General features: G+C 70.8%; 20 protein-coding genes. 13 read left to right on the forward strand and 7 right to left on the reverse strand.

The window, feature by feature from the left end:
* Positions 1-61 precede the first annotated feature (61 nt).
* Positions 62-1,177, forward strand: coding sequence for a DUF3068 domain-containing protein (locus AB0C35_RS09965; protein WP_358452631.1), 1,116 nt, complete (start codon positions 62-64; stop codon positions 1,175-1,177).
* 155 nt (positions 1,178-1,332) lie between these two features.
* A complete protein-coding gene (locus AB0C35_RS09970; RefSeq protein ID WP_358452633.1) occupies positions 1,333-2,445 on the forward strand; it encodes a nitronate monooxygenase family protein in 1,113 nt (370 codons plus the stop codon).
* A 96-nt stretch (positions 2,446-2,541) separates the two neighbouring features.
* Here the strand turns inward: AB0C35_RS09970 and AB0C35_RS09975 are convergent, their stop codons facing one another.
* Positions 2,542-2,961 (reverse strand): hypothetical protein, encoded by a 420-nt coding sequence (locus AB0C35_RS09975; protein WP_358452635.1) that lies wholly within the window; start codon positions 2,959-2,961, stop codon positions 2,542-2,544.
* A gap of 89 nt (positions 2,962-3,050) precedes the next feature.
* Positions 3,051-3,863, reverse strand: a complete 813-nt coding sequence (locus tag AB0C35_RS09980) for a crotonase/enoyl-CoA hydratase family protein (protein WP_358452637.1) — start codon at positions 3,861-3,863, stop codon at positions 3,051-3,053.
* 171 nt (positions 3,864-4,034) lie between these two features.
* Here AB0C35_RS09980 and AB0C35_RS09985 point away from each other — a divergent pair, with 171 nt between their 5' ends.
* The 8 genes from AB0C35_RS09985 to AB0C35_RS10020 all read left to right on the forward strand — a co-directional run bounded on the left by AB0C35_RS09985 (position 4,035) and on the right by AB0C35_RS10020 (position 13,461).
* Positions 4,035-5,594: an acyl-CoA synthetase gene (locus AB0C35_RS09985; protein WP_358452639.1), complete on the forward strand. Its 1,560-nt coding sequence runs from the start codon at positions 4,035-4,037 to the stop codon at positions 5,592-5,594.
* Positions 5,584-6,534: an OB-fold domain-containing protein gene (locus AB0C35_RS09990; RefSeq protein WP_358452641.1), complete on the forward strand. Its 951-nt coding sequence runs from the start codon at positions 5,584-5,586 to the stop codon at positions 6,532-6,534. The genes AB0C35_RS09985 and AB0C35_RS09990 overlap by 11 nt, the downstream gene beginning before the upstream one ends.
* A complete protein-coding gene (locus AB0C35_RS09995) occupies positions 6,534-7,580 on the forward strand; it encodes a thiolase domain-containing protein (protein ID WP_358452643.1) in 1,047 nt (348 codons plus the stop codon). Before AB0C35_RS09990 ends, AB0C35_RS09995 begins: the two co-directional genes overlap by 1 nt.
* Entirely contained in the window at positions 7,573-8,730 is a 1,158-nt protein-coding gene (locus AB0C35_RS10000) for a thiolase domain-containing protein (RefSeq protein WP_358452645.1), read from the forward strand. Before AB0C35_RS09995 ends, AB0C35_RS10000 begins: the two co-directional genes overlap by 8 nt.
* A 50-nt stretch (positions 8,731-8,780) precedes the next feature.
* Complete coding sequence (locus AB0C35_RS10005; RefSeq protein ID WP_358452647.1) at positions 8,781-10,367, forward strand: acyl-CoA synthetase; 1,587 nt, start codon at positions 8,781-8,783, stop codon at positions 10,365-10,367.
* A gap of 281 nt (positions 10,368-10,648) precedes the next feature.
* Positions 10,649-11,128 carry a MarR family transcriptional regulator gene (locus AB0C35_RS10010; protein WP_358452649.1) on the forward strand — a complete coding sequence of 160 codons (480 nt, stop codon included), beginning with the start codon at positions 10,649-10,651 and terminating at the stop codon, positions 11,126-11,128.
* A gap of 273 nt (positions 11,129-11,401) precedes the next feature.
* Positions 11,402-11,773 carry a hypothetical protein gene (locus AB0C35_RS10015; RefSeq protein WP_358452651.1) on the forward strand — a complete coding sequence of 124 codons (372 nt, stop codon included), beginning with the start codon at positions 11,402-11,404 and terminating at the stop codon, positions 11,771-11,773.
* 77 nt (positions 11,774-11,850) lie between these two features.
* Entirely contained in the window at positions 11,851-13,461 is a 1,611-nt protein-coding gene (locus AB0C35_RS10020; RefSeq protein WP_358452653.1) for a serine/threonine-protein kinase, read from the forward strand.
* A 17-nt stretch (positions 13,462-13,478) separates the two neighbouring features.
* On the opposite strand, the gene AB0C35_RS10025 is transcribed toward AB0C35_RS10020, so the two are convergent.
* Together AB0C35_RS10025 and AB0C35_RS10030 are read right to left on the reverse strand one after the other, a co-directional pair.
* Entirely contained in the window at positions 13,479-14,669 is a 1,191-nt protein-coding gene (locus AB0C35_RS10025; protein ID WP_358452655.1) for a lipid-transfer protein, read from the reverse strand.
* Complete coding sequence (locus AB0C35_RS10030) at positions 14,666-15,115, reverse strand: OB-fold domain-containing protein (protein WP_358452657.1); 450 nt, start codon at positions 15,113-15,115, stop codon at positions 14,666-14,668. The genes AB0C35_RS10025 and AB0C35_RS10030 overlap by 4 nt, the downstream gene beginning before the upstream one ends.
* Positions 15,116-15,336: 221 nt before the next feature.
* On the opposite strand from AB0C35_RS10030, the gene AB0C35_RS10035 reads away from it, so the two are divergent.
* The 3 genes from AB0C35_RS10035 to AB0C35_RS10045 all read left to right on the forward strand — a co-directional run bounded on the left by AB0C35_RS10035 (position 15,337) and on the right by AB0C35_RS10045 (position 17,512).
* Positions 15,337-16,104 (forward strand): SDR family oxidoreductase, encoded by a 768-nt coding sequence (locus tag AB0C35_RS10035; RefSeq protein ID WP_358452659.1) that lies wholly within the window; start codon positions 15,337-15,339, stop codon positions 16,102-16,104.
* Between the two features lie 10 nt (positions 16,105-16,114).
* On the forward strand, positions 16,115-17,074 hold the full coding sequence (locus tag AB0C35_RS10040; RefSeq protein WP_358452661.1) for an LLM class F420-dependent oxidoreductase: 960 nt from the start codon (positions 16,115-16,117) through the stop codon (positions 17,072-17,074).
* Positions 17,075-17,212: 138 nt separating this feature from the next.
* A complete protein-coding gene (locus AB0C35_RS10045; RefSeq protein ID WP_358452663.1) occupies positions 17,213-17,512 on the forward strand; it encodes a Fe-S cluster assembly protein HesB in 300 nt (99 codons plus the stop codon).
* Positions 17,513-17,587: 75 nt separating this feature from the next.
* Here the strand turns inward: AB0C35_RS10045 and AB0C35_RS10050 are convergent, their stop codons facing one another.
* From AB0C35_RS10050 to AB0C35_RS10060, 3 genes are read right to left on the reverse strand one after another with little or no spacing between them, the layout of a single operon-like run.
* The gene (locus tag AB0C35_RS10050; protein WP_358452665.1) at positions 17,588-17,788 is read right to left on the reverse strand and encodes a hypothetical protein; all 201 of its coding nucleotides are present in this window, start codon (positions 17,786-17,788) and stop codon (positions 17,588-17,590) included.
* 22 nt (positions 17,789-17,810) lie between these two features.
* Entirely contained in the window at positions 17,811-18,926 is a 1,116-nt protein-coding gene (locus AB0C35_RS10055) for a hypothetical protein (protein WP_358452667.1), read from the reverse strand.
* A complete protein-coding gene (locus tag AB0C35_RS10060) occupies positions 18,923-19,990 on the reverse strand; it encodes a phosphotransferase family protein (RefSeq protein WP_358452669.1) in 1,068 nt (355 codons plus the stop codon). The genes AB0C35_RS10055 and AB0C35_RS10060 overlap by 4 nt, the downstream gene beginning before the upstream one ends.
* Positions 19,991-19,994 lie beyond the last annotated feature (4 nt).

The raw sequence follows: 19,994 nt of genomic DNA on the forward strand, positions 1-19,994 counted from the left end.
CCCGGGCATCCCGGACACCGCCCCCCTTGGTCTGAGAACGACGGCTTTCCCGGAGGTATTCATGCGGCGACCGGTCGGACTGGCCCTGATCGGCCTGGGCGCTTTCTTCCTCACACTCGCGCCCCTGGTCCGCTTCTACGTGGCCGACCAGGTCATCGTCGCGCCGCTGAACCGCTACCAGGTGACGCTCCTGGAATCGAAGAACTCCACCTACTTCGACCAGGCCGCACTCAAGACCAAGACGGGCGTCACCCTCCTGGCCAAGAACACCGTCCGCGGCGACGTCCGCGCCAACGAGGGCGACGACGACATCGCCGTCTGGGACTCCACGACCAACATCTACGACGAGGCGAACCCGGAGAACCCCGTCCAGATCCAGGGCTTCCGGATCGCCTTCGACCGCAGGACCAGCGTCCTGACCAACTGCTGCGGCACGCACATCGACGGCGACAACACCGTCCGGATGGCGGGGTACGGGCTGCTGTTCCCCCTCGCGAACGTCCAGAAGCGCGACTACCCCTTCTACGACATGACGACCAAGCAGACGGCGCCGATGGAGTTCAACGCCGTCGAGGACGTCCAGGGGCTCACGACCTACCGCTTCACCCAGACGATCCCGCTGACCAAGACCGCCGCGATGGACGTCAAGCTGCCCGCGAAGATGCTCGGCCTCCCCGAGGACGCCGGCGCCCAGAAGGTGGACCGCTACACCGAGGCCTACAACACCGTCTGGGTCGATCCGCGCACCGGAGTCCCGGTCAAGCACCGCAAGAACATCCGCAGCACCGTCCAGACCAAGGACGGCAAGGGCAAGATGATCGTCGCGCAGGCCGACCTCATCACCGTCGAGAAGGACCAGAAGGCCGGGGTCGACGTGGCGAACACCACGGCTCTGAAGATCGACGCGGTGCGCAGCTACATCCCGGGCGCCGCCATCCTCCTCGGCCTGATCCTGCTGGGTGTCGGCGGCTTCCTGGGCCTCTCCCGCCGCCCGGCCCCGCCGCCGCCGGTGGCGCCGCGCCGCTCCGACGGCAAGTTCGGCGACATGTCCCCGTCCGGCCCGCCGCACCCCCCGGCGCCTCCCGCCGCGCGTCCCGTCCCGCCGGAGGGCCGCCGCCCGGCACCCGGCAGCCAGCGCCAGCAGCGCAAGGCCTCCGGCCCCGCCCGCCGCCGCTGACGTCCCGCCCACGCGCCCGGTCACCCCGGGCCCCGTCGCCATGCCCGCCATCCCAGCTGATACGTGTTCTATGTGGTGCCCCATGGCGGATCAGCGGCGATCTTCCTAACTAGAACCTGTTGCAGTTTTGCTTGAGCGGGCCTAGGGTCGAGGTTGTGCGGACACGAGTCACCGAACTATTCGGCATCGAGTACCCGATCTTCGCGTTCAGTCACTGCCGCGACGTCGTCGCCGCGGTGAGCCGCGCAGGCGGCATGGGCGTCCTCGGCGCCCTCCATTTCTCCCCCGAGGAGCTCGAACTCGAGCTCAAATGGATCGACGAGCACGTCGGCGGCAAGCCCTACGGCGTCGATACGGTGATGCCGGCCAAGTACGAGGGCGGTGACCTGGGCGACGCAGAGGAGTTGCTCGGCAAGCTGCAGGGCATGATCCCCGCGGAGAACCGCAGGTTCCTCGAGGACCTGCTCGCCGAGCACGGCGTCGAACCGTCCACCGAGACCGCCACCAAGGCGCTGCTCGGCTGGACGGACCAGACCGCCCGGCCCCAGGTCGAGGTGGCGCTCCGCCACCCGATCGCGCTGCTGGCCAACGCGCTCGGCCCGCCCCCGGCCGACATCGTGGCGGAGGCGCACGAGCACGGCGTCAAGGTCGCCGGGCTCGCCTCCAACGCCCGGCACGCCCGCAAGCAGGTCGACGTGGGCGTCGACATCATCGTCGCCCAGGGCACCGAGGCCGGCGGCCACACCGGCGACGTCGCCACGATGGTGCTGATCCCCGAGGTCGTGGACGCGGTCGGCGACGAGACGATCGTCCTCGCCGCGGGCGGCATCGGGCGGGGCCGGCAGATGGCCGCGGGCATGGCCCTCGGCGCCGACGGCGTCTGGACCGGCTCGATCTGGCTGACCGTGGACGAGGCCGACACCCCCGAACGCGCCCTGCCGAAGCTGCTCGAGGCGACGTCCAGGGACACCGTCCGGTCCCGGGCCTGGACGGGCAAGCCGGCCCGCTTCCTCAAGTCCGCGTGGACCGAGGCGTGGGAGAGCGAGAAGTCCCCCGGCTACCTCCCGATGCCCATGCAGTTCATGCTGATCGCGGACGCCCTGCCCCGCATCGCCCGCTCCGGCGACGGCGAGCTGGTCACGTTCCCCGTCGGCCAGATCGTCGGCTCCATGAACCAGGTCAAGCCCGCCGCCCAGGTCGTCTACGACCTGATCGAGGAGTACGTCGAGGCCATCGAACGCCTCAACACCATCACCGAATCAGACTGACCTTCCCCGAACGCCGCCGCCGCGCCCAATCCCCCTGGGCGCGGCGGCGCGCGTGCTTCAACCCCTCGGTACTTCTGGCGAGCGTCGGACCCGCGGTCAGAAGCGCGTCATCCAGGACAGGGCTCGGGCGAGGACGTAGTAGACCACGCCGGCGAGGGCCCAGTTGATGTAGAGCTGCTGCTCGGGGTCGGTGCGGGTGAAGACGTCGTGGAACGGCGTGGCGAGCCAGCGGCCCGCGTCGAGGATGGCGTCCACCAGGACGTTCCCCGGGTTGGCGTTGCCCCAGGTGAGCAGTATCCCCAGGGCCAGGATCGCGGCGGCCGCCCAGCCGGCCGCCATGATCATCGCACTGACCGGGTTCTGCCTGCTGCGCAGCCACCGCCGCGGCTTGCGCTTGACCACGACGGTCTTCGCCGTGTCGTCCGCCGGCGGCGTCTGTGTCCTGCCGGGCCAGAGCCGCCGGCGGGGTGCCTCCTTCGTGGTCTCGTGCCGCCTGCGTCCAAGGTGCGAGGCCATGGCCTGCTCAGTCCTTCCGTGACTCGGTTGCGTTCAGCCGTGCCACGGAGAGAGGCCCGGAAACCCGGGCCGGGGTTTCGGACGGACCGTTATTTGCCCTTGTAGGCGGCGGGGCGCTTCTCCTTGAAGGCGAGGGAGCCTTCCTTGGCGTCCTCGGAGCCGATGACGGGCCAGCCGATCTCGTCGGAGATCTTGAGGGCGTCCTCCTCGGACAGGTGCTCGGTCTCGCGGTACGTGCGCAGGATGCCCTGGACGGCGAGCGGGCCGCATTCGGCGATCTGGTCGGCCAGTTCGCGGGCGGCGGCGAGGGCCGTGCCGTCCGGGACGATTTTGTTGATCAGGCCCATGCCGAGGGCCTCCTGCGGGGTCACCGAGCGGGCGGTGAGCAGGATGTCCATCGCGTTGGCGTAGCCGATCTGGCGGGGGAGCCGGATCGCGGAGCCGCCCATGGGGAACAGGCCGCGCTTCGCCTCGTACAGGCCGAGGGTGGCGCCCTCGGCGACGACGCGCAGGTCGGTGCCGACCAGGAGTTCGGTTCCGCCGGCGACGGCGTAGCCCTCGATGGCGCAGATGAGCGGCTTGGTGGGCCGGCCTTCGCGCAGCAGGCCCTTCCAGTGGAAGTCGGGAATCTGGGCCATGCGCTCCTGGACGCGGGGATCGGACGGCGTCTGCCCCATGGCCTTCAGGTCGGCGCCGGCGCAGAATGTGCCTTCGGCCCCGGTGAGGATGCCGACGCGGATCTCCGGGGTGTCGGACATGTAGGCCCAGGCGTCCGCGAGGCCCACCAGCATGGACGAGCTGAGCGCGTTGCGCGCCTCGGGCCGGTTCATCGTGACGATGACGACGTGGCCGTCGCGCTCGACGATGCAGTGCTCGGTGCTGATCGGCAGCCGTTCCGCCATGGTTCCTCCAGCTTAGATGTCAAACGAGAACAGATTCTAGTTAAGCAGCCGCCCTACCGGTAGGGGTTGATCTGCAAAACGAGAACGTGATCTACTTTGGACGCCGGGGCGTCGCCGTGTGACGGCGCTCACCGTGCTGACGGCGCTCATCGTGCTACGTAGGGAGATCCGATGGGGTCATTGGGCTTTTGGCGGCTGGCGCAGGCCGATCCCGAGTGGGTCGCGGCCGTCGATCCGGACGGGACGAAGTACTCCGCGGGCGATCTGCTGGCCCGCTCCAACAGACTCGTCCACGGACTGCGCGCACTCGGCCTCAAGAACGGCGACGGTATCTGCGGGCTCGTCCCGAACGGCGTCGACGGGCTGGTGCTGTACCTGGCGGCGTTGCAGGCCGGGTGGTACTACACGCCGATCAACTGGCATCTGGCGGGACCGGAGATCGCGTACATCGTCTCCGACGCCGAGGCCAAGGCGTTCTTCGTCCATGAGCGGTACGCCGCCGAAGGCGTGGCGGCCGCCGAGGAGATCGAGGCTCACCGGCGGTTCGCGTTCGGGAGCGTCGAGGGGTTCCGCCCGTACGGCGAACTCGTCGACGGGCAGCCCGACACCCTTCCGGACGACCGGAGCAACGGGGCGACGATGCACTACACGTCCGGGACCACCGGGCGGCCGAAGGGCGTCAAGCGGGCGCTGATGGGCATCGACCCCGACGACAGCGCCGAGCTGATGACGTTCCTGCTGGGCCTCTTCGGCATCACGCCGGGACGCCCGGCGGGCGGCGAGCAGCAGGCCCATCTGATCACCTCGCCGAACTATCACACGGCCGTCACCCAGTTCGGCGGCACGGCCCTGCACATGGGGCACACCCTTGTCTACACGGACCGGTGGGACGCCGAGGACACCCTGAGAATGATCCAGGAACACGGCGTGAGCAACACCCACATGGTGCCGACGCACTTCAAGCGGCTCCTCGGCCTGCCCGACGACGTCAAGTCCCGGTACGACGTGTCCAGCATGAAGTGGGCGATCCACGCTGCGGCGCCGTGCCCGGTGCCGATCAAGCAGCAAATGCTCGACTGGTGGGGCGACTGCATCTGGGAGTACTACGCGGCCACCGAGGGCGGCGGGACGATCGCGAGCCCCGCCGACTGGCGCGCCCATCCCGGAACGGTCGGGAACGCCTGGCCGATCAGCGAGCTCCTCATCGTGGACGACGACGGCGAGCCCGTTCCGGCCGGGACGCACGGCACGATCTACATGAAGATGGCCGGCGTCGAGTTCGAGTACAAGGGCGACAAGGAGAAGACGGAGAAGAACCGCCTCAAGGACTTCTTCACCGTCGGGGACATCGGCTACCTCACCGACGACGGGTTCCTGTTCCTGTCCGACCGCAAGGCCGACATGATCATCTCGGGCGGCGCGAACATCTACCCGGCCGAGATCGAGAACGAGATCACCATGCACCCGAAGGTCGCGGACGTGGCCGTGTTCGGCATCCCCGACGACGAGTGGGGCGAGCAGATCAAGGCCGTCGTGGAGCCCGCCGAGGGCGTCGAGCCCGGCGACGGGCTGACGGCGGAGATCCTCGCGTCGCTGGAGGGCCGGCTCGCCAAGATGAAGTGGCCGAAGTCCATCGACTACATCGAGACGATGCCGCGCGAACCGAACGGCAAGCTCCTCAAGCGCAAGCTCAGGGACCCGTACTGGAAGGACCGCGGCAGTGCCATCTAACACGGGGCCATCTAACACTGGGCCGAACCACGTCCTGGAGTTCCCCGGCGGCTACACGCGCTCGGTGGGCCCCGTCATCGGACGGTTCCTCAGCGACCTGCGCGACGGCCGGCTCGTCGGCGTCCGCACGGCTGACGGCAGGGTGCTCGTCCCGCCGTCGGAGTACGACCCCGACACCGGCGAGGACGTGACGGACGAGTTCGTCGAGGTCGGCCCGGTCGGGACGGTCACGACATGGTCGTGGGTGCCGCGTCCGGCGAAGGAGCATCCGCTCGACCGCCCCTTCGCGTGGGCGCTGATCCGGCCGGACGGCGCCGACACCGCGCTCCTGCACGCGCTCGACCTCGGCGTCTTCGAGGAGGGCGCGGACCCGCCGAAGTTCCTCAAGACCGGGATGCGCGTCCGCCCCAGGTGGCGGGCCGAGCGCACCGGCGGGATCGGCGACATCGAGTGCTTCCTCCCCGAGGTCACGCTGATCAACGCGCCGACGCGGCTGGAGTACTCGCTGAAGGGCGGCCAGGCGCTCGGCCGGTTCCTGGAGGGCATCTCGCAGGGCAAGATCCTCGGCCACCGGTGCCCGGTGTGCGAGCAGGTCATCGTCCCGATGAAGGGCCTGTGCCCGCGCGACGGCGTCCCCACCACCGAGGAGGTGGAGCTGCCGGACACCGGCACCGTCACCACCTTCGCCGTCAACAACATCCCCGACCCGCGCGCCCCCGAGGTGCCGTTCGTGTCGGGCTACGTGCTCCTGGACGGCGCCGGGCTGACGATGCTGACGCTCGTCGCCGGCGTCCCGGCGGACCAGGTCCGGATGGGCATGCGGGTCAAGGCGGCGTGGCGTCCCCGCGAGGAGTGGGAACGGTCGATGGGCAACATCAAGTGGTTCGAGCCCATCGACGAGCCCGACGTCCCCTTCGAAGAGATCAAGGACTTCATGTGATGCGCGAGATCGCGGTGGTCGCCTTCACGCAGAGCCATCACTCCGGCGAAGACCTGGGGCTGGCGGAGATCGAGATGCTCGCGCCGGTCATCACCGGGATCAAGGAGAAGACGGGACTGAAGCAGTTCGGCTTCACCTGCTCCGGGTCGTGCGACTACCTCGCCGGCGCGCCGTTCTCGTTCGTGTCGGCGCTGGACGCGGTGGGCGCGTGGCCGCCGATCTCCGAGAGCCACGTCGAGATGGACGCCGCGTGGGCGCTGTACGAGGCGTGGGTGAAGCTGCTGCACGGCGAGATCGACACGGCGCTCGTGTACGGGTTCGGGAAGTCGTCGCAGGGGGAACTGCGCACGATCCTCACCCAGCAGCTCGACCCGTACCACCTGGCGCCGCTCGGCATCGACCAGGTGTCGCTGGCCGCGCTCCAGGCACGCGCCTACATGGAGCGGTCGGGCGCCAAGGAGGACGACCTGCGCGCTGTCGCGGCACGGTCGAGGGCGTCCGGACGGGACAACCCGTTCGCGCTGCACCTGCCGGAGCCCGGGGACGGCGACGACGGCGGCTACGACGTGGCTCCGCTGCACCCGTACGACGTCGCGCCCATCACCGACGGCGCGGCGGCGATCGTCCTCGCGGCCGGGGACAAGGCACGGGAGCTGTGCGAGCGGCCCGCGTGGATCACCGGGATCGACCACCGGACCGAGGCGCACGCTCCCGGCGTCCGCGACCTGACCCGCTCGGACGCGACGCGCATCGCCGGGGAGAAGGCGGGCGCCGCGGGCGTCGAGGTCGCCGAGCTGCACGCGCAGTTCAGCCATGAGGAGCTCATCCTGCGCGAGGCCCTCGGCCTGGGCGACGACGTGACGGTCAACCCGTCCGGTGGCGCGCTGTCGGCCAACCCCATGATGGCGGCGGGCCTGATCCGGATCGGCGAGGCCGCGGCCCGCATCCACGACGGGACGGCGTCCAGGGCCCTCGGCCACGCCTCGTCCGGCCCCTGCCTCCAGCAGAACCTCGTCTGCGTGCTGTCGGGAGAAGCGAATGAGTAACCCGTGTGCGGTCATCGGCGTCGGGCAGACGGCGTACAGGACCAAGCGGCTGGACGTGTCGATGGCGGGGCTGCTGCGTGAGGCGGCCCGGCGGGCGCTCGACGACGCCGGCCTGACCTGGAAGGACATCGACGCCGTCGTCGTCGGCAAGGCCCCCGACCTGTTCGAGGGCGTCATGATGCCGGAGACGTTCCTGGCGGAGGCGCTGGGCGCCAAGGGCAAGCCGATCATGCGCGTGCACACGGCCGGCTCGGTCGGCGGGTCCACGGCGATCGTCGCGGCGGGCCTGATCCAGGGCGGCGTGCACCAGCGCGTCCTCACGGTGGCGTGGGAGAAGCAGTCGGAGTCGAACGCGACGTGGGCGCTGACCGTGAACTCGCCGTTCACGACGTCGCTGGTCGTGGGCGCGGGCGGCTACTTCGCCCCGCACATCCGCGCCTACATGCGGCGGGCGGGCGCCCCCGACCACATCGGGATGCTGGTCGCGGTCAAGGACCGGGAGAACGCGCTGCGGAACCAGTACGCACACCTGAAGATCCCGGGCATCTCGCGGGAGATGGTCGAGTCGACGCCGATGCTGTGGGAGCCGATCCGCTACCTGGAGACGTGCCCGTCGTCGGACGGGGCGTGCGCGATGGTGCTGGCTTCAGAGGACGCGGCGAAGAAGGCACCGAACCCGCCCGCGTGGGTGCACGGCACGTCGATGCGGTCGGAGCCGATGATGTTCGCCGGGCGCGACTCCGTGAGCCCGCAGGGCGGCAAGGACGCGGCGGCGGACGTGTACCGGCAGGCCGGGATCAGCGATCCGCGCCGCGAGCTGGACTGCGCCGAGGTGTACGTCCCGTTCTCCTGGTACGAGCCGATGTGGCTGGAGAACCTCGGGTTCTGCGGTGAGAGCGAGGGCTGGAAGCTCACCGAGGCCGGGGCGACGGCGATGGACGGCGACATCCCGTGGAACCCGTCCGGCGGCGTGCTGTCGTCCAACCCGATCGGCGCGTCCGGGATGATCCGGTTCGCCGAGGCGGCGCTGCAGGTGCGCGGGCAGGCCGGCGACCATCAGGTGGACGGCGCGCGGCGCGCGCTGGGCCACGCCTACGGAGGCGGCGCCCAGTTCTTCGCGATGTGGATAGTCGGCAGCGACAAACCCTGACCCCCGAATCCTCTGGGGGGTGCCCCCCAGACCCCCGAAAGGGACGTCCGATGGAGTACAACCACGCTGATCTGTTCGAGGGAGTCGCGGACGCGATCGGGGACCGTGTGGCCCTGATCTGCGGTGACCAGCGCCTCACCTACGCCGAGATGGACGAGCACGCGAACCGCCTCGCGCACCACCTGGCGGACGCGGGCGTCCGGCCCGGCCAGCATGTCGCCGTCCAGCTCTACAACGGCATCGAGTACGCGGCCGCGCTGCTGGCCACGCTGAAGATCCGGGCCGTGCCCATCAACGTCAACTACCGGTACGTGGAGAGCGAACTGCTCTACGTGTACCGGGACTCCGACAGCGTCGCGCTTCTGTACGACGTCGAGTTCGAGGACCGGGTCGCCGCGACGGCCCCGGAGGTGCCTGAGCTGAAGCACCTCATCGCGGTGGGCGGCGCGCCGTCCATCCCGGGTGCGGTCGGCTACGACGAGGCGGTGCGGGACGCGGACGGAACGCGGGGCTTCCCGGCGCGTTCCCCCGACGACCTCTACATCATCTACACGGGCGGGACGACCGGGATGCCGAAGGGCGTCATGTGGTCGACCGAGCAGATCCTGCACGCGTTCTGGAACCCGTCGCTTCCGCGTCCGTCGAAGCCCGAGGACATCGTGGGCAACGCCCGCAACAGCGGGCCGCTGGTGATGATGCCGGTCGCGCCGCTGATGCACGGCGCCGCGCAGCTCGCCACGTGGATCGCCTGGTTCATGGGCGCGACGCTCGTGTACACGCGCAAGTTCGACGCGGCCGAGGTGTGGCGGACGATCGAGCGGGAGAAGGTCAACTCGCTGACGATCACCGGCGACGCCATGGCGATCCCGATGGCGGACGAACTGGCGCGCGGCGGCTATGACACGTCGTCGCTGTTCGCGTTCGTGTCCACGGGCGCGATCTTCACCGGGACCGTCCGCGCACGCATCCAGGAGCTCCTGCCGAACACGATGACGCTGGACCGGTTCGGGTCGACGGAGTCGGGCTCGACGGCCGAGGCGGTGGCCGGGTCGACGCCGGAGAAGGGCCTGCGGTTCGCGCCGGACGTGGAGGACGTCACCGTCCTGGACGACGCCCTCCGGCCGGTCGAGCCGGGGTCGGGCGTCATCGGGCAGGTCGCGCGGACGGGGTACATCGCGCAGGGCTACTACAACGACCCGGAGAAGACGGCGAAGACGTTCCCCGTGGTGGACGGGCGGCGCTGGCTGCTCACCGGCGACATCGCCACCGTGGAGAAGGACGGTGCGATCGCCGTGTACGGCCGGGGTTCGCAGGCCATCAACACCGGCGGCGAGAAGGTGTTCCCGGAGGAGGTCGAGGCCGTCCTGAAGGGCCATCCGGCCGTGTACGACGCGGTCGTGACGGGCGTCCCGGACGCGCGCTGGGGCAACCGGGTCGCGGCGGTGATCCAGCCGTCCGGCGGTGGCGAGCCGCCCGCGACCGAGGACCTGGACGCGCACTGCCGCAAGGAGCTGTCGGGCTACAAGGTGCCGCGCGTCTACGCCTTCGTGGAGGAGATGAAGCGCTCCCCGGCGGGCAAGGCCGACTACCGCTGGGCGAAGCAGATCGCCGAGGAGGCGGAGGGAGCCCGAGGGTAGCGGCGCCCGGCAGGATGGTGAGCGCCCCGGGACAAGCGCCCGGATAAGGGTCGGCCCCGAACCTTCGTGGGATTCGGGGCCACAGACGGACCTCTGTTAGTGGCCCTAATAAAGTCATCTTAGAGGTCGCCCCGGGGTGCAGTGATCATCCAGGATGTCGGCTTCGCCACACACGGTGGCCACCCGCCGTGCCCGGACGCGCACCGACCCACTAGAATCTCCTCCAAAGAGTCGCTCTTGAACTGAGTCTCTCTGTCTGGGAGAAAAGTGGGAGGGTGGGCGTGACGACTCCGGAGCGGGAGCGGATGGCGGGCGAACTGCAGATGGCGATGCAGCGCAGCACGATGTTCACGGTGCTGCTGCACCATGCCACCGCGAGCAAGGCGGGAATGAACGTCACCGACGCGCAGTGCGTGAACGCGCTGTCGCTCGACGGGCCGCAGACCCCCGGACGGCTCGCCCAGCTGATGGGCATCACGACCGGCGGCGCCATCACCGCCGTGATCGACCGGCTGGAGAAGGCGGGATACGTCCGCCGCACCCGCGACCCCGACGACCGCCGGCGCGTGATCGTCGAGCTCGTCGAGGAGAACGTCGCGGAGTTCGCCCGGTACTTCGAGCCGATCAGGCGCCTCTTCCGCGACCGCCTCGACGGCTACACCGACGAGCAGGTCGCCTTCCTGCTGGACTGGATCCGCCGCAACAACGAGGCGATGCCGCAGATCATCGAGGAGGTCAGAAAACTCCCCGACCCCCTCTGACGCGACCCCTCCGGCTCCGGGACGGCCCCCGCCAGTCCCGGAGCCGGCCGGCGCCGGTCCAGGAACGGCCGCGGCGGTCCCCCCGGCCGCGGCGACCGTCCCTGGAGCTTGTCGGGAACGTCCAGGCAACGTTCGTGCGACACCTGTCACGTGACCGCTACGCCGCAGGTCACACACCTTTCGGACGGTGACTTCGGTCACACCGCGCCATTTCGGCCGCCTTCTTCGCCCCGGCACTATTGGACGCGTCGTCCGATCTGCGAGACTCCGGTCATGACCGACTCGTCGCACGCGTCCCGCCGTCTCGCCACGCTCATGGCGGGCATGGGCGCCCTGCACCTGATCGTCCCCAGGCCGTTCGACGCGATCGTCCCCGAGCGGCTCCCCGGCCGCGCGCGGACCTGGACGCACCTCAGCGGCGTCGCCGAACTGGCCTGCGCCGCCGCCGTCGCCTACCCGCGCACCCGCAAGGCGGGGGCGCTCGCCACGGCGGGCCTGATGGCGGCGGTCTTCCCCGCCAACGTCAAGATGGCCCGCGACTGGCGTGACAAGCCGCTGCCGATGCGCGCCGCCGCCTACGGCCGCCTCCCGTTCCAGGCGCCCCTCATCGCCTGGGCCCTCCACGTCGCCCGCAAGGCCCGCTGAGAGCCGCGTTCGGCCGCCGCCGGGCCGCCGGCGGTGAGATCATGACGGCATGCGCGTAGGACCCGGGAGCCGCTGACGTGGAGCCACTGCGTCCCGAAGACCCCGCCGAGATCGGCGGGTATCCGCTGATAGCCCGGATCGGTGCGGGCGGCATGGGCCAGGTGTACCTGGGCCTCACCGGCGGCGGCCGGCACATCGCCCTCAAGGTGATCCGCGAGGACTTCGATGGGCCGCAGGCGCTGGCCCGCTTCCGCCGCGAGGTCGCCACGGTCGAACGGGTGCGCAGCCGGTTCGCCGCCGCGATGGTCGGGGCCGGGCTGGACACGCCGCCGTACTGGCTGGCGACCGAGTACGTTCCGGGCCCGACGCTCCGCCAGGCCGTCGCCGAGCGCGGGCCGCTGCCGCCCGACACCTGCCTGCGGCTGCTGGCCGCCCTGGCCCAGGGGCTGCTGGAGATCCATGGGCAGGGCGTCCAGCACCGCGACCTCAAGCCCGGCAACGTGATCCTCGCCCCGGACGGGCCCCGCCTGATCGACTTCGGCATCGCGCGCGGCGAGGGCCAGACGCAGATCACCCAGACCGGCGCGTGGAACGGCACCCCCGGTTACGTCGCGCCCGAGGTCGTCCGCGAGCAGGAGCCCGTCCCCGCGTCGGACGTGTTCTCCCTCGCCGGCACCGTCGCCTACGCCGCCACGGGCCGCCCGCCGTTCGGCGGCGGCCGCATCGAGGCCATCATCCACCGCACCCTCGACGGCGACATCGACCTGGACGGAGCCGACCCCCGCGTCGCCGGCCTCGTCCGGCTGTGCGCCGAGAAGGAGCCCGGCTCCCGGATCGCGCTGGAGCGGCTGATCGAGATGGCCGCCTCCCCGGTCGCCCTCGCCGCCGATCCCGACTACCGGCGGCTGGTGGGCGACCCGCGGCCGGTGCCCGCCAGTCTCGCGGACGCCGCCGCGTACGGCCTCGCCCCGTCCGACCGCACCGCGACGAACACGCTGGGAGGAACGAGGCTGCGGTCGCGCGCCGCCGTCGTCGCGGCGGGCGCCGGGGTGGTCGCCGTCGTCCTCGGCGGCGCCTTCGTCGCCAGGTCCGTCCTGAACGGCGACGACGGCCAGAGCGGCGCGAACGCGGCCCGGAACGGGCAGGGGACGAGCAGCGGAGAGACGGGCACCCCCACGGCAACGGGGAGCCCGCCCGCGGGGCGGACGCCCCGCGGAGACGGCCGTCCGCCGGACAAGATCCTGGTGAAGCAGCCCACCGCGGACTTCCGCATCGTGGAGTACTCCGAAAAGGACGGCACCTGTCTGCCCGCGATCCGTCCCGAGGACGAGGTGCTCGCCCACCGGTTGCTGGTCTCGGCGCCACGCCGGCCCCACACCGGCGAGACCGTCGGATTCAGCATGGTCTTCAAGTATGACCCGCCGTCCGGCTACTACGTGGTCGCCCAGCTCCGTCCGCCGGGGCCGCACGGCAGCGCGGGGCCCGGATGGATGAACAGCAAGCCGTATCTGTACCCGGCCGGCAGCGCCGGGCTGGACCTCACCTATCCGGACGACTTCGTGTGGGAGGGATCCGGCGCCGGGACGGACCCGAGGCTCGAAAAAGGCGTTTGGACGATCGTCTGGCTCCACGCCCACGCCAACGGCGACGCCTACTACATCGGCTGCGACGGCTTCACCGTCGCGTAGCCACCAGCCGCCCCGGGCTACCGGATGACGATGGTGGCGGAGCCGTGGCCGAAGAGGCCCTGGTTCACCGCGATGCCCGCCCGCGCGTCCTCGACCTGGCGGCCCTCGGCCTGCCCGCGCAGCTGCCAGGTCAGCTCGCACACCTGCGCGATGGCCTGCGCCGGGATCGCCTCGCCGAAGGACGCGAGCCCGCCGCTCGGGTTGACGGGGATGCGCCCGCCGAGAGCGGTGGCGCCGGACCGGAGCAGTTCCTCGGCGCCGCCCGGCTCGCACAGGCCGATGTCCTCGTACCAGTCCAGCTCAAGGGCCGTGGACAGGTCGTACACCTCGGTGAGCGACAGGTCGCCCGGCCCGATCCCGGCCTCCTCGTAGGCGGCGTGCGCGATCGCGGACCGGAACGGACGCTCGGGCACCGCCGCCGTCATCGCCGAGTCCGTCGCGAAGTCGGGCAGGTCCAGGACGGTCTTGGGGAACGTCGGCGTGACCGTGGACAGCGCGGGGATGCGCACGGGATTGGTGATGCCGTGCCGGCGCGCGAAGTCCATCGACGTCAGCACCAGGGCGGCGCCGCCGTCGCTGGTGGCGCAGATGTCCAGGAGCCGCAGCGGGTCGGCGACCACGGCGGACTCGCGGACGTCCTCCAAGGTCACCTCCTTGCGGTACCGGGCGTTCGGGTTGGCGAGCCCGTGCCGCGCGTTCTTCACCTTCACCGCGGCGAAGTCGTCCAGTGTCGCGCCGTGCATCGCCATGCGGCGGCGGGCGTACAGCGCGAAGTAGATCGGGTTGGTCGCGCCGAGCAGCCGGAACCGCAGCCAGTCGGGGTCGTCCGGGCGGTCACCGCCGACGGGCTTGAAGAACCCCTTCGGCGCGGCGTCGGCGCCCACGACCAGCGCCACGTCGCACAGGCCCGCGAGGATCTGCGCGCGCGCCGAGTTGATGGCCTGCGCCCCAGAGGCACACGCCGCGTACGAGCTGGACACCCGCGCGCCCGACCAGCCGAGCGCCTGCGCGAACGTCGCGCCGGCGATGAACCCCGGATATCCGTTGCGGATGGTGTCCGCGCCCGCCACGTACTGGACGTCCGGCCACGTGAGCCCGGCGTCGGCCAGCGCGGCCCGCGCCGCCGCCAGCCCGTACTCGACGAAGTTGCGGCCCCACTTGCCCCACGGATGCATCCCCGCACCGAGGACGGCGATATCGCGGCTCATCGCACGGGCCTCCACATCCAGACGGTGTACTCGGCTTCGTCGTCCTCGTAGAGGGTGCCTTCGGTCAGTTCGACCTCCATGCCGACGGCGAGGTCGTCGACGGTGTGGCCGGCGGCGACCTGGCCGAGGACGACCATGCGCTCGGCTTCGAGTTCGACGGCGGCGACGGCGTAGGGGACGAACGGGTCGGGGGAGACGTAGGGCGGCGGCGGCTTGTAGCGCGAGTCCGCGTAGGACCAGATGCGGCCGCGTCCGGAGAGGGCGTAGGGCTCCAGCTCGGAGCCGTCCTTCGGTCCCGTGCAGCCGGGGTTGCGGCAGGCCAGCTCGTTGCGCGGGAAGTACGGCGTTCCGCAGGACGCGCAGCGGGTGCCCAGCAGCCGGACGTCGCCGCCTTCGGCGGTGTACCAGCCCTCGATCGCCGGACGACGTTCCTTTGTCGTGGTCACGCGGCTCCTCCCTCATCCGGTACCGCCCACATCCGGTACCGGGCGCAGCGTAACAACCAAGCGATCGCTCGAACCCGGCGTGTCCGGTGAGCGGGACCGGACCCGGCCCGTCCGGGACCGCCGGGCCAGGTAACTGACTCGTCAGTCACTTCCGGTACAGTGAACCGAGTCGGATTCTGCCGAAGCTGCCCACAGGGTGCGGACACGTAGGGAGAGCGCGGATGCGGACTGGACTTCAGGGGAAGACCGCCCTGGTCACCGGGGCTTCCCGGGGAATCGGAAAGGCGATCGCCACCGCGTTCGCCGCCGAGGGGGCCAACGTGGTGCTCTCCTCGCGCAAGCAGGAGGCGCTCGACGAGGTCGCCAAGGAGATCGGCAAGGCGTACCCGGACGCCGGCGTCCTCGCCAAGGCCGCGCACGTGGGCCACGCCGACGAGGCCGCCGCGTGCGTGGACGCCGCCGTCGCCGAGTTCGGCGGCCTGGACATCCTCGTCAACAACGCCGGGACCAACCCCTACTACGGGCCGATGTCCGACATCGAGCCCGCCGCCGCCGCGAAGACCGTCGAGGTCAACCAGTTCGCGATCGTCCAGTGGACCCAGCTCGCGCTGCGCGCGTCCCTGGCCGAGCGCGGCGGCGCCGTCATCAACATCGCCTCCGTCGGCGGGATGATCACCGAGCACGGCATCGGGTACTACAACGCCACCAAGGCCGCCGTCATCCACCTCAGCCGGCAGTTCGCGATGGAGCTGGCTCCGAAGGTCCGCGTCAACTGCATCGCGCCGGGCCTGGTCAAGACGCACCTCGCCCGTGCGCTGTGGGAGCCCAACGAGGCGGAGATCAGCAAGCACATGCCGCTCGGCCGCCTCGGCGAGCCCGAGGACATCGCGAACGCGGCGGTGTTCCTCGCCGGCGACGCGTCGTCCTGGATGACGGGGCAGACCATGGTCGTGGACGGCGGCGCCACCATCCGCGCCTCGATCGCCTGAGGAGGCGAGAATGTCACGCTGGGGACTGACCATTCCGATGACCGGGCTCTCCCTGCCCGAGCACCGCGAGATCGTCGAGGGGCTGTCCGCGCTCGGGTACACCGACGCCTGGTCCGCCGAGACGAACGGCACCGACGCGTTCACCCCGCTGGCGCTCGCCTCGCAGTGGGACCCGGGGCTGCGCCTCGGCCCGGCGATCGTGCCGGTCTACACGCGCGGTCCCGCGCTGCTGGCGCAGCAGGCCGCGACGCTCGCCGGCCTCGCGCCCGGACGGTTCGTGCTGGGCATCGGCACCTCGTCCGACACCATCGTGGAGCGCTGGAACGGCATCCCGTTCGAGGAGCCCTACAAGCGCACCCGTGACACGCTGCGCTTCCTCCGCACGGCCCTCGCCGGCGAGAAGGTGAAGGAGGAGTACGACACCTTCGCCGTCAAGGGCTTCAAGCTGGACAACGCCCCCGCGACCCCGCCGCCCATCGTCCTCGCGGCGCTGCGGCCCGGCATGCTGCGGCTCGCCGCCCGGGAGGCCGACGGCGCGATCACCAACTGGCTCGCCCCCAAGGACGTCCGGACGGTGCGCGGCGAGATCGGCGACGACCTCGAACTGATCGCGCGGCTGTTCGTCTGCCCGACCGACGACGCCGAGGAGGCACGCGCGATCGGCCGCTGGATGATCGCCGCGTACATGACGGTCCCCGTCTACCGCGCGTTCCACGAGTGGCTCGGACGCGGTGAGGCGCTGCGCCCGATGAACGAGGCGTGGGCGGCCGGCGACCGGAAGAAGGCCCTGGAGGTCATCCCGGACGAGGTCGTCGACGACCTGATCGTGCACGGGTCCCCGGAGCGGTGCCGCGCTCGCGTCCGCGAGTACGCAGACAGCGGCCTTACGACGCCCGTGCTCGCCGTCGTTCCCGGCGGCGGCCTCTCCCAGGCCGAGGCCGTCCGCGCTCTGGCCCCGACCGCCGGCTGACGGCGCCGGGCCGGGCGGCGGCAGGGCGGCGGTGGCGGGCCGGAACCGCGCGATCACGCCTCGATGTTTACCGTCGTGAGGATCGGGGAGGGTGGGGCAGATCCGATCCGAGAAAGATAGAGACGTGAGGAGCTGATCGTGCTCACGCTGACCAGCGGTGCCGTCCAGGTCATACGTACCGTGACCGCGAACCCGGAGCTTCCGCCGGAGACCGGCATCCGCATCGAGTCCGGGCTCGACGGCTCGGACGCCCTGCGGCTCTCGGTCGCCCCGGCCCCCGAGGCAGGCGACCAGGTCGTCGAGGAGGAGGGCGCCAAGGTGTACTTGGAGCCCGGCGTCGCCGAGATGCTGGACGACAAGACCCTGGACGCCCAGGTCGACCCGCAGGGCGATGTGGCGTTCACCATCGCGGAGGGGTCCGAGGGGACCCAGGCGTAGACCCCCGAGCCGAGCTTGCGAAGCCGGGGCGCCGATCCGGTCGGCGCCCCGGCTTCAGCTCATATGCCGTGACCCTCAGCTCATCGCCATGACGACGGCCACCACCGCGAACGCGAACGCCGCGGTGGTCAGGACCATGAAGGCGGCGATCACCGCGCAGGCCAGGCCACGCGGCTGATCGCGCCAGTTTCCGTAGCGGTCGCGCACCTGCCGGTCCAGTTCTTCCCGGGACGGCCGTTCCTCGCTCGGGGGGTCGGGCGAAGGCGGGTCCGTCACGGTCGCCAGTCTGGCAGATCGATCACTCGGGGAAGGACGGGTGGGGGCCGAGCGCCCAGTACTCGTACAGGCCGTATCCGGTCGTGACTCCGGTGGGCTGCGCGCCGTTCACGTACTCGTACCGCCCGACCGCGTCGACGATGCCCCACATGCGTGCGGCGTCCTCGGGTTTGCGGGTGTCGTAGCTGACGCCCTGCACCTTGAGGTCGGGGCCCTGGTACATGCCGTGCTTCCAGTCGGGCTCCAGCCCGTAGCCGGTGCCGACCATCAGGTGGACGGGCAGGATCGGCGTGGCGCGGATCTCGAACGGCTCGCCGCCCGGCGGCGCGAACCGGAGCGTGGCGCTGACCACGTCGCGGGTGCCCTCGGCGTAGACCGGCAGGTACTCGGGGCGGCCGAGGAACTCGGGTTCCCGGTCGGGCCAGACGCGGGTGGCCTCTTCCAGGATGCGGCGCCCCTTCTCGTCCTCCTGGACGATGCAGAGGATCGAGTGGTCCTCGAACTGCATCGGCGTGTACAGCCAGTAGAACGTGCCCGCGTTCTTGACCTGGATGCCGGGCGGTTCCGGCTCGCCCACAGGGCGGATGCCCCAGGAGCGGTCCCGGGAGCCCCACCAGTGGTCGGGAGTGACCTCGATGGTCTCGCCGTCGATCGTGATGGTGCCCGTCCAGCGGCCGGTCTGCGCGAGGCGCCGTGAGTCGAACACGACCCTTTCCTGCCAGCGCAGGTAGTGCGGAGGCTCCAGCGTTGCGGGGATCGTCCCCTCCCAGGTGAGATCGAACGCCAGGCCGTGTTCGCCGATGTCGTGTCCGCTCTCGTCAAGGACGACCCTGAGCCGCTTCAGCCCTTCGATCACTTCCACGCGGAACGGGCCGACCGTGGTGTCCATGCGGTCGGCGCCCAGCTCGCGGGACGCCCGGACGACCTTGTGCACCGGCCCGCGCCGCGCGACCGCGAACGCGTCCATGACCCCGAGGTTCGGGTACTGCCCGATCCCGATGATCAACATCATCTCGTCCGAGCAGGGGTGGACGTTGAAGTAGTAGCGGTCGTAGAAGTTGCGGTCGGACGTCGTGACGTGCCGCATCACCTCGGGCGCCTGGTGGATCGGGTAGTCGTCGAGCGGCGAGAGCGTCACCGGTCCCCTTCCATGATGCGGGCGAGCAGCTGCGTGCAGTTGTTGTCGTAGGGGAAGTCGGCGGTCTCGTCGATCCAGCCGAAGTCGATCATCGCCTGCCCGATCCGGGCCATGATCACCGAGAACTTGAAGCCGGAGAGGATCTCGTAGTACGCCATGTTCCGCATCGGGCGCCCGAGCAGCTCCTCGTAGCGGGCGATCGTCTCGGCGTAGGAGGGGAAGCCGTCCAGCCGTGCCGCGCCCACGCCCTCGCAGTGGTGGCGGTCGAGGAACATGAACCAGGCGAGGTCCTCCTCGGGCGCGCCGAGCGCCGCGGTCTCCCAGTCGAGGACGGCCGCCGGCACCCCCGCCTGGAAGATCACGTTGCCGATGCGCGCGTCGCCCCACAGCGCGACGGGCGCGTCCGGCTCGTCGGGCCGGTTGGCCTTCAGCCACGCCAGGGCCTTCAGCGCCGTCTCCTGCGGCCCCTTGTAGGCCCAGTGCAGGTAGTGCTCGTAATAGTTGAGCCGCTGGTCGAGGCCCGGGGCGCCCCAGGCCGGCTGGTCGAGGAACCCGAGGCCGAGTTCGCCGACGTCCAGCCGGTGCAGGTCCGCGATGATCTCCAGCGTGGACCACCACATCGCGGCCCGCTCGGCCTGCGGGGCCTCGGTCACCCAGCCGTCCATGTGGTACGGCGGCATGTCGGTCGGGACGCGGCCGTCGATGCGCCCCATCACGAAGAACGCGGCGCCCAGCACGTCCTCGGACGGCTCGTACCAGCGGATCGGCGGCACCGGGATGCCGGTGCGCTCGTCCAGGATCCGCATCAGCCGGTACTGCTCCTCGAACCGCGGCTCGGGGAAGATCTGGTACTTCACCGGGGCGACGCGCGCGACGAACGGCTCCCGGCGCCGTGCGCCGTCGCCGCCGGTCCATTCGGCGTCGAACATCAGCGTCTCGTTGGAGAAGCCGCTGGTCTGCGGGGTCTCCAGGTGGGGGATTCGCACGCCGGGCAGATGCCGGCCGAGCCAGTCGGTCAGGCTCCGCCGGGTGACCTCGGAGTCGCGTTGGTCGGGAACGGGCATCGCG

This window comes from Spirillospora sp. NPDC048819 (assembly GCF_040650055.1).
Taxonomy (GTDB): domain Bacteria; phylum Actinomycetota; class Actinomycetes; order Streptosporangiales; family Streptosporangiaceae; genus Spirillospora.

What these genes read in the sequence shown, in the direction of transcription:
- AB0C35_RS09965 (WP_358452631.1), top strand. Translation starts at nt 62, where the DNA reads ATGCGGCGACCGGTCGGACTGGCCCTGATCGGCCTGGGCGCTTTCTTC.
- AB0C35_RS09975 (WP_358452635.1), bottom strand. Translation starts at nt 2,961, where the DNA reads ATGGCCTCGCACCTTGGACGCAGGCGGCACGAGACCACGAAGGAGGCA.
- AB0C35_RS09980 (WP_358452637.1), bottom strand. Translation starts at nt 3,863, where the DNA reads ATGGCGGAACGGCTGCCGATCAGCACCGAGCACTGCATCGTCGAGCGC.
- AB0C35_RS09985 (WP_358452639.1), top strand. Translation starts at nt 4,035, where the DNA reads ATGGGGTCATTGGGCTTTTGGCGGCTGGCGCAGGCCGATCCCGAGTGG.
- AB0C35_RS09995 (WP_358452643.1), top strand. Translation starts at nt 6,534, where the DNA reads ATGCGCGAGATCGCGGTGGTCGCCTTCACGCAGAGCCATCACTCCGGC.
- AB0C35_RS10000 (WP_358452645.1), top strand. Translation starts at nt 7,573, where the DNA reads ATGAGTAACCCGTGTGCGGTCATCGGCGTCGGGCAGACGGCGTACAGG.
- AB0C35_RS10005 (WP_358452647.1), top strand. Translation starts at nt 8,781, where the DNA reads ATGGAGTACAACCACGCTGATCTGTTCGAGGGAGTCGCGGACGCGATC.
- AB0C35_RS10015 (WP_358452651.1), top strand. Translation starts at nt 11,402, where the DNA reads ATGACCGACTCGTCGCACGCGTCCCGCCGTCTCGCCACGCTCATGGCG.
- AB0C35_RS10025 (WP_358452655.1), bottom strand. Translation starts at nt 14,669, where the DNA reads ATGAGCCGCGATATCGCCGTCCTCGGTGCGGGGATGCATCCGTGGGGC.
- AB0C35_RS10035 (WP_358452659.1), top strand. Translation starts at nt 15,337, where the DNA reads ATGCGGACTGGACTTCAGGGGAAGACCGCCCTGGTCACCGGGGCTTCC.
- AB0C35_RS10040 (WP_358452661.1), top strand. Translation starts at nt 16,115, where the DNA reads ATGTCACGCTGGGGACTGACCATTCCGATGACCGGGCTCTCCCTGCCC.
- AB0C35_RS10060 (WP_358452669.1), bottom strand. Translation starts at nt 19,990, where the DNA reads ATGCCCGTTCCCGACCAACGCGACTCCGAGGTCACCCGGCGGAGCCTG.